The 13,148-nt window shown below is 68.5% G+C and carries 14 protein-coding genes; 9 read left to right on the top strand and 5 right to left on the bottom strand.

The window, feature by feature from the left end; all coding sequences use genetic code 11:
* Positions 1–41: 41 nt before the first annotated feature.
* Complete coding sequence (locus AB0I12_RS11815) at positions 42–2,000, top strand: translation factor GTPase family protein (RefSeq protein ID WP_359928104.1); 1,959 nt, start codon at positions 42–44, stop codon at positions 1,998–2,000.
* On the opposite strand, the gene AB0I12_RS11810 is transcribed toward AB0I12_RS11815, so the two are convergent.
* The 3 genes from AB0I12_RS11810 to AB0I12_RS11800 are packed head-to-tail and all read right to left on the bottom strand — an operon-like array spanning position 1,957 to position 4,657.
* A complete protein-coding gene (locus AB0I12_RS11810; RefSeq protein WP_359928101.1) occupies positions 1,957–2,763 on the bottom strand; it encodes a putative protein N(5)-glutamine methyltransferase in 807 nt (268 codons plus the stop codon). The two genes, AB0I12_RS11815 and AB0I12_RS11810, sit on opposite strands and share 44 nt — an antisense overlap.
* A 23-nt stretch (positions 2,764–2,786) precedes the next feature.
* Complete coding sequence (locus tag AB0I12_RS11805) at positions 2,787–3,731, bottom strand: SDR family NAD(P)-dependent oxidoreductase (protein ID WP_359928099.1); 945 nt, start codon at positions 3,729–3,731, stop codon at positions 2,787–2,789.
* Between the two features lie 29 nt (positions 3,732–3,760).
* Complete coding sequence (locus AB0I12_RS11800) at positions 3,761–4,657, bottom strand: LysR substrate-binding domain-containing protein (protein ID WP_359928096.1); 897 nt, start codon at positions 4,655–4,657, stop codon at positions 3,761–3,763.
* 96 nt (positions 4,658–4,753) lie between these two features.
* Here AB0I12_RS11800 and AB0I12_RS11795 point away from each other — a divergent pair, with 96 nt between their 5' ends.
* The 8 genes from AB0I12_RS11795 (at position 4,754) to AB0I12_RS11760 (ending at position 11,714) form a co-directional block, all read left to right on the top strand.
* On the top strand, positions 4,754–5,791 hold the full coding sequence (locus tag AB0I12_RS11795; protein WP_359928093.1) for a hydroxyacid dehydrogenase: 1,038 nt from the start codon (positions 4,754–4,756) through the stop codon (positions 5,789–5,791).
* A gap of 11 nt (positions 5,792–5,802) precedes the next feature.
* Positions 5,803–6,945, top strand: a complete 1,143-nt coding sequence (locus AB0I12_RS11790; RefSeq protein WP_359928090.1) for an enolase C-terminal domain-like protein — start codon at positions 5,803–5,805, stop codon at positions 6,943–6,945.
* A gap of 8 nt (positions 6,946–6,953) precedes the next feature.
* Positions 6,954–8,258 carry a sugar ABC transporter substrate-binding protein gene (locus AB0I12_RS11785; RefSeq protein WP_359928088.1) on the top strand — a complete coding sequence of 435 codons (1,305 nt, stop codon included), beginning with the start codon at positions 6,954–6,956 and terminating at the stop codon, positions 8,256–8,258.
* Between the two features lie 5 nt (positions 8,259–8,263).
* Positions 8,264–9,211 carry a sugar ABC transporter permease gene (locus tag AB0I12_RS11780; protein ID WP_359928085.1) on the top strand — a complete coding sequence of 316 codons (948 nt, stop codon included), beginning with the start codon at positions 8,264–8,266 and terminating at the stop codon, positions 9,209–9,211.
* A complete protein-coding gene (locus tag AB0I12_RS11775) occupies positions 9,201–10,025 on the top strand; it encodes a carbohydrate ABC transporter permease (RefSeq protein ID WP_359928082.1) in 825 nt (274 codons plus the stop codon). The genes AB0I12_RS11780 and AB0I12_RS11775 overlap by 11 nt, the downstream gene beginning before the upstream one ends.
* Positions 10,025–10,807 (top strand): sugar phosphate isomerase/epimerase family protein, encoded by a 783-nt coding sequence (locus tag AB0I12_RS11770; RefSeq protein WP_359928079.1) that lies wholly within the window; start codon positions 10,025–10,027, stop codon positions 10,805–10,807. Before AB0I12_RS11775 ends, AB0I12_RS11770 begins: the two co-directional genes overlap by 1 nt.
* A 27-nt stretch (positions 10,808–10,834) precedes the next feature.
* Positions 10,835–11,290, top strand: coding sequence for a carboxymuconolactone decarboxylase family protein (locus AB0I12_RS11765; protein WP_359928076.1), 456 nt, complete (start codon positions 10,835–10,837; stop codon positions 11,288–11,290).
* Positions 11,291–11,363: 73 nt separating this feature from the next.
* Entirely contained in the window at positions 11,364–11,714 is a 351-nt protein-coding gene (locus tag AB0I12_RS11760; protein ID WP_359928073.1) for a YciI family protein, read from the top strand.
* Between the two features lie 84 nt (positions 11,715–11,798).
* Here AB0I12_RS11760 and AB0I12_RS11755 read toward each other — a convergent pair whose 3' ends face one another.
* Both AB0I12_RS11755 and AB0I12_RS11750 read right to left on the bottom strand, forming a co-directional pair.
* Positions 11,799–12,092, bottom strand: a complete 294-nt coding sequence (locus tag AB0I12_RS11755) for a hypothetical protein (RefSeq protein WP_359928070.1) — start codon at positions 12,090–12,092, stop codon at positions 11,799–11,801.
* 209 nt (positions 12,093–12,301) lie between these two features.
* Entirely contained in the window at positions 12,302–13,108 is an 807-nt protein-coding gene (locus AB0I12_RS11750; RefSeq protein WP_359928067.1) for a carbohydrate ABC transporter permease, read from the bottom strand.
* Between the last annotated feature and the right edge of the window lie 40 nt (positions 13,109–13,148).

Below are 13,148 nucleotides of genomic sequence, written 5' to 3'. Positions count from 1 at the left end.
CGCGGAGACCACTGACACCTGTTCGAAGGACATGAAGCTGCGTGGAAGTACTGAACCTTGGGATTCTGGCGCATGTTGACGCCGGGAAGACCAGCCTGACCGAGCGGCTGCTCTACGCCGCCGGAGTCATCGACGAGGTCGGTAGTGTCGATGACGGGAACACCCAGACCGACTCACTCGCGCTCGAACGGCAGCGAGGGATCACGATCAAGACGGCTGTCGCCTCGTTCGCGCTGGGCGGTCTCACCGTCAACCTGATCGACACCCCGGGACACCCGGACTTCATCGCCGAGGTGGAGCGTGCGCTGAGCGTGCTCGACGGCGCAGTCCTGGTCGTCTCCGCGGTGGAGGGGGTGCAGGCGCAGACTCGCGTCCTCATGCGCACCCTGCAACGCCTGCGCATCCCAACCCTGATCTTCGTGAACAAGCTCGACCGGCCCGGCGCGCAGTACGACGGCGTACTGCGGCAGATCGCTGCCAAGCTCACCCGCGAGATCGTCCCGATGGGCGAAGCGGCACACCTCGGCACCCCCGAGGCGACGTTCAAGCCCATCGTCCAGGAGGACGCGCTCCTGGAGGTCCTCACCCGGCACGACGACGAGCTCCTCGCGCGGTACGTCGACGACGAGCCGCTGTCCCTGGACGAGGCTCTCGCCGCGCAGACACACCGTGCGATCGTCCACCCGGTGTACTTCGGGTCGGCGATCACCGGCGCCGGCACGGAGGACCTCACCGACGGGATCCGGGAGCTGCTCCCCCGCGCCCGCACCGACGGCGAGCCGCTCGACGGCACCGTGTTCAAGGTCGAGCGCGGACCGGCCGGCGAGAAGATCGCCTACGTGCGGATGTTCTCGGGCGCCGCCCACGTCCGCGAGCGCGTCCGGTACGGCGACACCGACGGCAAGATCACCGCGCTCGAGGTCGTCGGCGAAGGCCCCGCGAGCACGATCCGCGCCGGCCGGATCGGGCGTTTCTGGGGGCTCGCCGAGATCCGGATCGGCGACGCCGTGACCGATCCGCGGACCACGTCCACAACGGAGCGACGCAACGCCCACGCGTTCGCCCCGCCGACGCTCGAAACGGTCGTCACGCCGCGCAGGCTGTCCGACAAGGGCAATCTGCGCGTCGCGCTCACCCAGCTCGCCGAGCAGGACCCGCTGATCAACCTCCGCCAGGACGACCTGCGGCAGGAAACCTACGTCTCGCTGTACGGCGAGGTGCAGAAGGAGGTCATCGAATCCACGCTGGCCACCGACTTCGGCATCGAAGTGGACTTCCGGGAGACCACGACGATCTGCGTCGAGCGGGTCGACGGGACGGGCGCGGCGGTCGAGTTCAACAAGAAGGACGCGAACCCGTTCCTCGCCACCGTCGGGCTCCGCGTCGAACCGGCGCCCGTGAACGCCGGCGTCAGCTTCGAACTCGACGTCGAACTCGGCTCGATGCCGTACGCGTTCATCAAGGCCGTCGAGGAAACCGTCCGCGAAACCCTGCACCAGGGGATCCACGGCTGGCAGATCCCCGACGCCCGCGTCGTGATGACGCACTCGGGATACTCCGCCCGCCAGAGTCACGCCCACGCCGTGTTCGACAAGACCATGTCCAGCACGTCCGGTGACTTCCGGTTCCTCACGCCGCTGGTGCTGATGACCGCACTCCAGCAGGCCGGTACGACGGTGCAGGAGCCGATGCACCGGTTCCGGCTGGACATCCCGACCGACACGACCCGCGCCGTACTGGCGGCACTCGCCCGGCTCCGGGCGATCCCCCAGGTGCCGGCGCTGGCCGCGGAAACCTCAACCCTGGAGGGAGAAATCCCCGCGGCCGCGGTGTACGAGCTCGAGCAGCAGCTCCCCGCTCTCACCCGCGGCGAGGGCGTCCTGGAGTCGGCGTTCGAGCGCTACCAGCCGGTGACCGGTCCGATCCCGGAGCGCCCGCGCACCGACCACGACCCGCTCAACCGCCGGGAGTATCTCCTGCACGTCCAGCGGCGGGTCTGATCCCGTGTACGACGTTCGCGCCGAGGTCGTCGTCCGTGACGACCTCGGCGACGAGCCCCGCCGAAACCATCACCGCACGCGCCGTCGGAGCCTGACTCTCACTCACCTCGACGAAGAGGTGGCCGCCGGGTATCAACCACTCCGCGGCGCCCGCAGCCACCCGACGCAGGACAGCCAGACCGTCCGCACCACCGTCCAGCGTCACGTGCGGCTCATAAAGCCGCGCCTCCGACGGCAGCAACCTGATCTCGTCGGTCGGCACATACGGAACGTTCGCCAGCAGTACGTCGACCTGCCCGCGCAACTGCACCGGCAGCGCGTCGAACAGATCACCCTCATAGACGGACTCAGGCGACAGGTTCCGCCGAGCGCACTGCACCGCGGCCGGCTCGATGTCGGCGGCGTACAGCGACACCTCACGCTCAGCCGCCACCGCCGCGCCCAATGCCCCGGCGCCACAGCACAGGTCCACCACGACCGAACCCGCGACAGTCACCCGCAGCGCCTCACCGACCAGGAACTCGGTCCGCCGGCGCGGGATGAACACGCCGGGATCGACGGCGATCCGCAGCCCGCGGAACGACGCCCAGCCCACGACGTACTCCAACGGCTCCCCGCCGACCCGCTGCTCGACCATCGCGTCCAGCTCGGCCGCGTCCCGTGCGGACCCGGCGATCAACGCCGCCTCGTCCTCGGCGAACACGCACCCGGACGCCCGCAACCGCTCGACGATCCCGTCGAGCTCGAATGAAGAAACAGCCACCGATCCCCTTCGACGACCACAGACTAGCCGAACGCGTTCACTCCGGTGAGCTCCGCCGAGACGGTCCAGAGCCGCTCGGCCGACCGGGGATCGATCGCGTACGGCCGCACGCCGGGGGTGTCGTCGGTCGACACCTCGGCGACCTCGCAGTCCTCCAGGAACACGCCGCCGATCCCGTCGAGCTGGGGTGACGTCGCCGCCCACACCTGCGTCGCCGCGCCCTGCTCCGGACTCTTGAAGCCGGGGTTCAGCGGGTTGCCGTCCTCGTCGATCCAGCCGTAGCCGACCATCTCCTCGCGGGTCAGGTGCCGCTGCAGCGGCGTGAGGATGCCGCCCGGGTGCAGCGCGAACGCCCGGACACCGAAGTCCTTGCCGAGGGCATCGAGCTGGACGGCGAACAGCACGTTCGCGGTCTTCGCCTGGCCGTACGCCTCCCACTTGTCGTACCCGAGCCGGAACTCCAGGTCGTCCCACCGGATGTCCGACCGCCGGTGCCCGGTCGACGACACCGACACGACGCGGCCGCCGCCGTCCGCGGCGATCGCCGGCCAGAGCCGGTTCACCAGCGCGAAGTGCCCGAGGTGGTTGGTCGCGAACTGCGCCTCCCAGCCCGGCCCGACCCGGGTCTCCGGGCTGGCCATGATCGCCGCGTTGTCGATCACGATGTCGACCGGACGTCCGGACGCCAGGAACCGCTCGGCGAACGCCTCGACACTGTCCAGGGAGCCGAGGTCCATCTCGTCGACCTCCGCGAGGTCGCCGAGGACCTCGCGCGCCGCGTCCGGCCGACGCGCCGGAACGACGACGTGTGCGCCCGCGCCTGCGAGCGCCTTGGTGGTCTCCAGGCCGAGGCCGGAATACCCGCCGGTGACGACCGCCAGCTTGCCGGTCAGGTCGATCCCGGCGAGGACCTCGTCCGCAGTGCTGTCGTGCCCGAAACCCGAGCCGATCTTGTGTTGTCCACTCATGGGTTCGAGCCTACGAATTAGAGCTCGCTCTAAGTCAAGTGCGGATCGGCGCGCAACGACTCCGCGAGCCGCTGCAGCGCCGGGTTCGGGTTGTCCGGGCTCCAGCAGGCGTGCAGCGTCACCGAGTGCGCGTCGGCCGCGTCCAGCTCCCGGTACCGGACGCCGTCGACGCCCATCGCCATGATCGAGCGCGGGATCAACGCACACCCCAGGCCGGCGCGGACCAGGGCGAGCATCGTCGGCACCTGCGACGCGAGCTGGCTGACGGCGTACCGGTCCATCCCGATCATCGCCGCGCAGATGTCGTGCAGGTACTGCGATCCCTCCGGGCTGTACCCGATGTAGTCGTCGGTCACGTCCACCAGCGACACCGGACCGTCGCCGCCGGCCAGCGGATGCGCGGCCGGTACGGCGAGCACCAGGTCCTCGGAGTGCACCAGCAGCGACTCGAACTGCGCCGGGATCGGCGGCCGCACCAGCCCGAGGTCGATCTCCAGGTTCGCCAGCGCCTCGAACTGGGCCGGACTCACCAGCTCGGTGAGCTCCGCCGTCACCCCGGGCGTCCGTTTCCCGACCATGGTCAGGAAGTCGGCGAGTACGGCGTACGCGCCGATCGCGGTGAACGCGAGCCGCAGCGTCCCGCTGGTGCCGTCCGCGGCGCGGCGGGTCGCCTCGGGCGCGACCTCCAGCAGCGCCAGCACTCGGCGGGCGTGCTCGAGGAAGACTCCCCCGGCCGCGGTCAGGCGGACGCCGCGGCCGGTGCGGTCGAACAGGCGGACGTCGAGCGTGCGTTCGAGGCCCTGAATCTGCCGGGTCAGCGGCGGCTGGGTCAGGTTGAGGCGCTGCGCCGCGCGCCCGTAGTGCAGCTCCTCGGCGACCGCGACGAACCCGCGGAGCTGTTGCAGCGACAAGTCCATGGCCGCCATGCAAGCACGGTATCGGTCCATACGTAAATGGGTTTGGACCTGCATAACGGAAAGCGCCTACCGTCGTGGCTACCTCGAGTTGAAGGAGTCCTTACGGTGCCGAATCCTGCGCCCAGACTTGCCGCCCTGATGTCCCCGGACCGTGCGACGGATGTCGTCGACGCGAGCACTCGACAGCTGCTGGAAGAGCGGTTCGAGGTGGTCTGGGCGACTGCCGACCACACCGCCGGGCCCGGGTCGCCCGCGAAGCCTCCGGCGCTCGCCCCGGACGCCGTACCGGCCCTCGCCGAAGGCGCCGACGTACTGCTGACCAGTTGGGGTACGCCGCACCTGGGCAAGGAGCTGTGGGCCGACGGCAACGGCCCGAAGGTGGTGGCGCACGCGGCCGGCACGGTGAAGAACCTCATCGATCCCGTCATCCTCGACCAGGGCATCGGGGTGTTCTCGGCGGGTCCCCGGATCGCCTGGTCGGTCGGCGAGTACTGCCTGGCGTCGATGCTCACCCTCGCCCGGCGGCTGCCGAGGTTCGACGGAGCGATCCGCAGCGGCGGCTGGAAACAGACCACATTCCGCGGGCACGAACTGGCCGGCGCGACGGTCGGCATCATCGGCGCGAGCAGTACGGCGCGAGCGCTGATCACCTTGCTCGCGCCGTTCGGCTGCGACGTCGTCGTCTACGACCCGTACCTGAGCGCCGAGCGCGCCGCCGACCTCGGCGTACGCCTGGCCGACCTCCCCGAGGCGGCAGCGAGCACCTTCGTGTCGATCCACGTCCCGAACGTGCCCGAGACGCAAGGCATGATCTCCCGCGAGCTGATCGAGAACCTGCCCGACGGCGCGGTCGTGGTCAATTCGTCGCGCGGTCCGGCAGTCGACCAGCAGGCCCTGCTCGACCACGCGCTCGCCGGGCGGATCTCCGCGGCCCTGGACGTCTACGACCCCGAGCCGCCGTCGTTCGACGCGGAAACGCTGGCGTCCCCGAACCTGCTGCTCACCCCGCATATCGCGGGCGACACCGCGGAGGGCCACCTCGCTCTCGCGGGCTACGTGATCCGCGACGCCCTCAAGTGGCTCGAAGACGGCAGCCGCGGGCCGAGCTTCGTCGACCCCACGCTCTGGTCGATCGCCGCCTGAAAGGACTGCCCATGTCCCGCATCACCCAGGTCGAGGTGTTCCCGGTCGCCGTGCCGTTCGCCCGCCGGTTCGTGCTCGGCAGCGGCGCAGTCGGCGCGCCGGACGCGGCCCCGGACCAGGCCGGCGCGGTGATCTTCGTGAAGCTGACCACCGAGGACGGTGTGGTCGGCTGGGGCGAGCAGCGCGCGCTGCCCAGCTGGAGCTACGAGACCGCCGAGACGATGGCGGTCGTCATCCGCCGCCACCTCGCGCCGATCCTGAGCGAGCTCACCCCGTTCGACGTCGAGCTGTTCCACCAGCGTGCCGCCAAGCGCCTCAGCCCCGCCGTCTCGAACGGCTTTCCGTTCGCCCGCGCGGCCGTTGACGTCGCCATGCACGACGCGGCCGGCAAGCTCGCCGGCGTCCCCGTGCACGCGCTGCTCGGCGGCAAGGTGTACGACGAGATCCCGCTCTGCTCGGCGATCGGGGTCGGCGACCAGGACGCGGTCCGCGAGCACGCCGTCGAGTCATCGGACTATGCGGCGTACAAGGTCAAGATCGGTGGTGACCTGGACGCCGACACCGCGGCGATCGAGACCGTGGCGGAAGTTGCCGACGGCAAACCGCTGTGGCTCGACGCCAACCAGTCGTACCGCCCGAGCGCCCTCAAGCAGCTGCACGGCCGGATCAAGCACATCCGGACGATCCACTGCGTCGAGCAGCCCGTGCCGAGCACCGACACACTCGCGATGCAACGCCTCCGTGAGCTGATCGACCTGCCGGTCGCCATCGACGAAGGGAGCTTCTCCGCTCCGGACCTGGCCCGGGCGATCCGCCTCGACGCCGCGGACCTCGTGGTGATCAAGATCTGCAAGTCGGGCGGTCTGCGGAACGCGCTGAAGACCGCCCAGACCGCGCTGGCCGGCGGCGTGGAACTGCTCGCTAGCGGCCTGACCGACTGCGGCGTCGCGTTCGCCGCCGCCCTGCACGTGTTCAGTCAGCTCGAGCTCGCCCTGCCCGCCGAGCTCAACGGGCCGGAGCTGCTGACCGATCTGTACGTCGAGGGGCTGAACATCACCAAGGCCGTCGCGACGGTCCCCACCGCCCCTGGACTGGGCGTCGAGGTCGACGAGGAGCGCATCCGCGCCGAGTCGATCGACCTGCTCTACCGGTGAGGAGAACCATGAACAAGCTGTCCCGCCGCGGCTTCCTGCAAGTCAGCGGCCTGGCCGGCCTCGGGCTCGCGGCCGGCTGCTCGTCCGGCCCGCCGTCCGGTACGGCGACCTGGGCGATGTGGTCGAGCAGCGCCGCCGAGAAGAAGGTGTGGGAGGACTTCGGCACGTACGTCGAGCACCAGCTCGGCGTGCAGTCGGTCGCCACGCTGACCCCGTCCAGCGGCTACCCGACCAAGCTCGACCTGCAACTCGTCAGCGGCACCGCGAGCCTGGTCACCGCGCTCAACGGCACGCTGATCCCGACGTACGCCGCCCGCGGCGCGCACCGGCAGCTCGACGACCTGATCGCCGCCGACCCGGACTTCGAGCTCGACGACTTCTACGACACCAGTCGGAAGATCTCCAGCTTCAACGGCAAGACCTACGCGATCGGCTTCGACGTCGCGCCGACCGTCATGTACTACAACAAGGACCTGCTGAACAAGCAGGGCATCCCGCTACCGTCCCGGACCGAGCCGATGTCCTGGGCCACGTTCCGCGACCTCACCAAGCAGCTGACGAAACCCGGTGAGCAGTACGGCTTCACCTGCGCGCCGGCCATCGACGACCTGGTGTCCTGGATCTACTGCGCCGGGGGCAATGTGATGAGCGCCGACTCGAACCGCAGCGCTCTCGGCGACCCCGAGGCGATGGAGGCGCTGCAGTTCGTCATCGACCTGTTCGTGAAGGACAAGGTGACGCCGCCGATCAAGAACCTGGTCACCGAGAGCTCACTGTCCAACTTCATGCAGGGCAACGTCGCATTCATGCAGAACGGGCCGTGGCAGGTCGTGAACGCCCGGAAGGCGAAGTTCGACTGGGACATCATCCCGTTCCCGGCCGGCGCCAACGGCAGCACACCGCGGGTCTCGGGTTCCAGCTTCGCGATTCCATCGGGGGTGCGCGAGGGCGCCGAGCTCGACCTCGCGTGGAAGCTGCTCAAGACGCTCACCAGTACCGGCGCGCTCGACATCTACGCGAAAGCCGGCCGCAACAACCCGGCCCGGCTCAGTGCCGGCAGCGCGTTCCAGCCACCGCCCGACAACCTCGGGATCGTCCAGGACATCCTGGCGGGCAAGGTCGCGGGCGGGCACGCGTTCGACGTCACCACGAACTGGAATCAGGTCAAACAGCTGCTCGGTCAGGATCTTCCACGGACGTTCCTCGGCCAGGTCACCGTCCCGGACGCCATCACCGGTCTGACGCCGCGGCTCGACGTACTGATGCGTCAGCATCTCGACACCGTCCGCCAAGCCACTGCCAGGAAGGGGTGATCACCATGGCCATCTCCACGGCAGACACCGCACCTGTCACCGCCACTCCGACACCGGCCCGGCAGGCACCCACGCCACGATGGCGCAGCAGGGAAGCGCTCACTGCCTGGCTGTTCATCCTGCCCAGCCTGATCGGCTTCCTGATCTTCACCGCCGGACCGGTCGTCGCCGCCGGCGTCATCTCGCTGCTGAACTGGAACCTGTTCAGCGCACCGACCTGGGCCGGCCTGCACAACTTCGCCCGGCTCGGACCCGACCCGACGTTCTGGTCCGCTCTCGGCAGTACGGCGTACTTCACCCTGGTCAGCGTCCCGCTGACCATCCTCGTCAGCCTGCTGCTCGCACTCCTGCTGAACCAGGGCCTGCAGCGGATCGCCGTCTTCCGGAGCCTCCTGCTCTTGCCGTACGCAACGATCACGGTAGCGGTCGCGTTCGTCTGGATCTGGCTCTACATCCCGCACGACGGCCTGGTGAACGCCGTGCTCGGATGGTTCGGCATCAACGGCCCTGCGTGGCTGATCTCCGACACCTGGGCGATGCCGGCGCTGATCCTGATGAGCGTCTGGAAGAGCTTCGGCTTCGGCATGGTCGTGTTCCTGGCCGGCCTGCAGGCGATCCCGCAACAGCTCTACGAGGCGGGCCGTGTCGACGGTACGTCGCCGTGGAAGAGCTTGCGGCACATCACGCTGCCGATGCTCTCCCCCGCCCTGTTCTTCGTCGTCGTCACGTCCGTCATCGGCTCGTTCCAGGTCTTCGACCAGGCGCTGATCATGACGAACGGCGGCCCGGGCACCCGCACCACCACCCTCGTCATGTACATCTACCGGACCGGCTTCGAGAACTACGACCAGGGCTACGCCGCGGCGCAGTCGCTCGTCCTGTTCGCGTTCATCGTGATCATCACCGCGGGCCAGTTCCTGTTCCAGCAGAGGCTGGTGCACTATGACAACTGAGATCCGGCGTAAGTTGGTCGTCTTCACCTGCTTCCTGATCACCGGCGTCACGCTGATCCCGGTCGTGATGATGGTGCTCGTCGCGTTCCAGTCCGACGGCGAGTCGATGGCCGCGAAGCCGTCGTTCTGGCCGAGCAGCTGGCACCCGGAGAACCTGACTCGCGCGTTCGACCTGGTCCCGCTCGGCAAGTACCTGCTGAACACCATCTACTTCGCCGCCGGTACGACGCTGCTCGAAACGGTCACTGCGGCGCTCGCGGCGTACGCGTTCGCACGCCTCGACTTCCCCGGCCGCAGCTGGCTGTTCGGCATCTATCTCGCGACGCTGATGATCCCGTCGCAGGTGACGCTGATCCCGCAGTTCGTGCTGGTCGCGAAGCTGCACGGCATCGACACCTGGCCGGGCATGATCCTGCCGCACGCGTTCACCGCGATCGGGGTGTTCCTGCTCCGGCAGTTCTTCCTCGGCATCCCGCGCGACTACGAGGAGGCCGCCCGGCTGGACGGCGCGAACCGGTGGCAGGCGTTCGTGCGTGTGATCGTGCCGCTCGCGGTGCCGGCGATCGCGACCCTGGCGGTGTTCAAGTTCATCGGGCAGTGGAACAACCTTCTCTGGCCGTTGGTGATCTCCAACAGCGACGCCACCCGGACCGCGTCGGTCGGCCTGCAGGTGTTCCAGGACACCAACGGGACCCAGTGGAACCTGCTGCTGATGGCCGCCACCGTCACCACCATCCCCCTGATCGTTCTGTTCTTCCTCACCCAACGCTGGTTCGTCCGTGGAATCACCATGAGTGGCCTGGGAGGCCGTTGATGTCGTACCTGTGGTCCGTCTTCACAAAGCCCTGGATCGGGCTGCCCGGTGACGACCTCGGCCGGCTGGTCTCCAGCCTCGGGTTCGCCGGCGCCGAGGTTCCGGTCCGGGACGCCGCGTACGTCACGCCGGCGAGCGCCGAGGCGGAGCTGCCGAAGTTCACCGCCCAGTTACGGGCCGAGGGCATCGAACCGATCAGCGTCGCGAGCGACCTGTCCGAGCCGGTGTTCGCCGCCTGCGCGGAGGCCGGCGTGCCGATGATCCGGATCATGGCCGACCTCGGCCCCGACGGGTACGCCGCCTCCGTACGCCGCAACCGCGCACTGCTCGAGCAGGCCGTCGCCCTGACCGAGCGGTACGACGTACAGGTCGGTGTGCAACCGCACCACGGACGGTACGTGTCGTCGACCCTGGGCGTGCTGCAGTTGCTCGACGGGCTGCCCGAACGGTTCAAGCTGGTATGGGACGCGGCGCACGACGCGCTCGCCGGCGACCATCCCGCGGTCACCCTCGAACTCGGTGCGGATCGGCTCGGGATCGTGAACCTGAAGAACGTCCGCTACGTCCGCACCGACGGGGCCTGGAAGACGAACTTCGTCGAGGCCGAGGACGGGCTGTCCGACTGGGCGGCCGTGTTCGCGACGCTCCGCCAGCTCCGCTACAGCGGACCGATCTGCCTGACAGGTCAGTACTCCGATCCCGCCGTACCGGTGGAGACCCGGCTGGAAAGAGATCTGCGGTTCGCTGTCACATCCGCCGCGCAGCATCCGTCAAGGGAGTGAAAGCAACCAACTGATGGAGAAGCGATCATGCACGCACGGATGACCAACCCCGCAATGGTCCTGCCCGACGCCACCAAGGGCATCCAGAACATCTACAAGGCGATCGGGCAGTCCGGCGCCGACGGCAAGACGCTCGAACTCGTGCACCTGCGGGCCAGCCAGATCAACGGCTGCTCGCCCTGCGTGTTCGGCGGCGTCAAGTCGGCGCTGAAGAACGGCGAGACCGACGAGCGGCTGCACCAGGTCGCCGCGTGGCGCGACTCCGACCTGTTCACCGACGCCGAGCGGGCCGCGCTCGAGATGGCCGAGGCCGCGACCCGGCTGGCCGACAACCCGACCGCGGTCACCGACGAGATCTGGAACGCGGCCGCCGACCACTTCGACGAGAAGGAACTGTCGGCGATCATCCTGATGATCGGCCTCACCAACCTCTTCAACCGCCTGAACACCACCGTGCGGGCTCCTGCCGGTGCGACCTGGTAGTCGCTACCGTGGGCCCCGGATGTCGAGATGATGTCCGGGGCTCCGACGTACCCGGGTGAATGGAGGCAAGCAGATGAAATACATGTTGCTGATCTACGGGAACGAACAGACCTGGGACACGTTGCAGGCCGTGGGCATCGACCAGGTGATGCAACAGCACGGCAAGCTCATCGACGAACTGAAGGCGTGCGGTGAGCACATCGACGACCGGCCGCTGACCACCGCGAACTCGCGGGTGGTCCGGGTCCGGGACGGCGTACCGACGGTGACGGACGGGCCGTTCACCGAGGCCAAGGAAGTGCTGGCCGGCTACTACGTCGTGGACTGCAGCCTGGAGCGCGCGACCGAGATCGCCGGGCGGCTGCCGGAGGCGCCCTACTCCCCCATCGAGATCCGGGAGTTCACCGATCCGGCGGAGAGCTGACCGTCCAGGGACTTGCCGGCCTCAGCTGGGCGTTGACACCTGAGACCGGCGAGTCACTGACTCTGACCGTTCACGTCCGACGGGTCACCTCGGCGCGAGGATGACCCCACCTGAGGCAGGCTGATCGCCCATGCCCCGGCCACCCTGGACGAGTACGGTCGCGCCGGGCGCCGGCGCCTGCGCACCGTCGCCGAGTCGCAGCGTGGTCGTCATTCCGTTGCTCAGCCTGAGCATCGCCACGCGTCGCGGCCGCACCGACGGGATCGACGAGGTCACCTCGTGGATGCCGGTACACACCGCTGGTTGGACCGCGGCCCGTCCGAGACCTGCGTCGCCGTGACTCCTCACATCACGGCGCTGCTCGGCGAGCCTTGTCATCGCTGACACACTTCCCCCTTCTCATCGTGTACTGACCCCGAGTGACGGCGGATACGGCCGTGTTCACGTCACACGACCGCACACTCCCCCGTCCTCCCCGCACCCGGAAACGACGCGGAAGTGATCAGGCAACCCTCGCTGAGAGTGACGACGTTTTCAAGGGATCGTGACCGGAATCCCGAGTGCCGGAATTCCTGTCCAGGAAAGCTCTACTGACCACCGAAGCCGGTGGTCGCGATGCCCTTGATGATCTGTCGCTGGAAGAACAGGAACACCACGACCAGCGGCAGCGCGGCCAGGATCGCGGACGCCATGTTCTGCGCGTACTGCAAGCCGTAGGCGCTCTTGACGGTTTGCAGGCCGACGGGCAGCGTCATCAGGTCCGCGTCCGTGGTCACGATGAACGGCCAGAGGAAGTTGTTCCAGGCACCGATGAATACGAAGATCGCCACCGCCGCGAGGATCGGCCGCGACAACGGCAGCACGACGGACCAGAACACCCGCAGCCTGCCCGCGCCGTCAACCCGGGCCGCATCCTCCAGTTCCACCGGGATCTGGTCGAAGAAGCGCTTGAGGATCAGCACCATCGCGGGCGCGAAGGCCTGCGGCAGGATGATGCCCCAGTAGGTGTCGACCAGGTTGAACGCCAGCATCTGCCGGAACAACGGCACGATCAGCAGCTGCGGCGGAATGATGATCGCTGCGATGATCGCGGCGTACAACAATCGCTTGCCCTTGAAGTTCACCCGCGAGAACGCGTAGCCGGCCAGCGCCGACGTCGCGACCGTGATGAGCGTGATCGCCACCGACGTGATCAGGCTGTTCCACGCCCAGGACGGGATGTCGCCGGCCGACAGCACCTTGCGGTAGGCCTCGAAGCTGAACCCGTCCGGCGGGTTCAGCGTGATCTGCGACGCACCGGCGTCCGCCTCGCTCTTCAGCGACGTGAGCACGGCCCAGCCGAACGGGACCAGCCAGGTTACGGCCAGCACCGCAAGCACCAGCAGCGCGGCCATTCTGGACACGCTCCAGGGATTTTCGCCCGGCTTGTGCGTT

Origin of the sequence: Kribbella sp. NPDC050459, from assembly GCF_040655315.1 — a bacterium.
GTDB lineage: Bacteria > Actinomycetota > Actinomycetes > Propionibacteriales > Kribbellaceae > Kribbella.
Note: the sequence above shows the minus strand (reverse complement) of the source record. Positions and strands in the feature narration are given on the sequence as shown.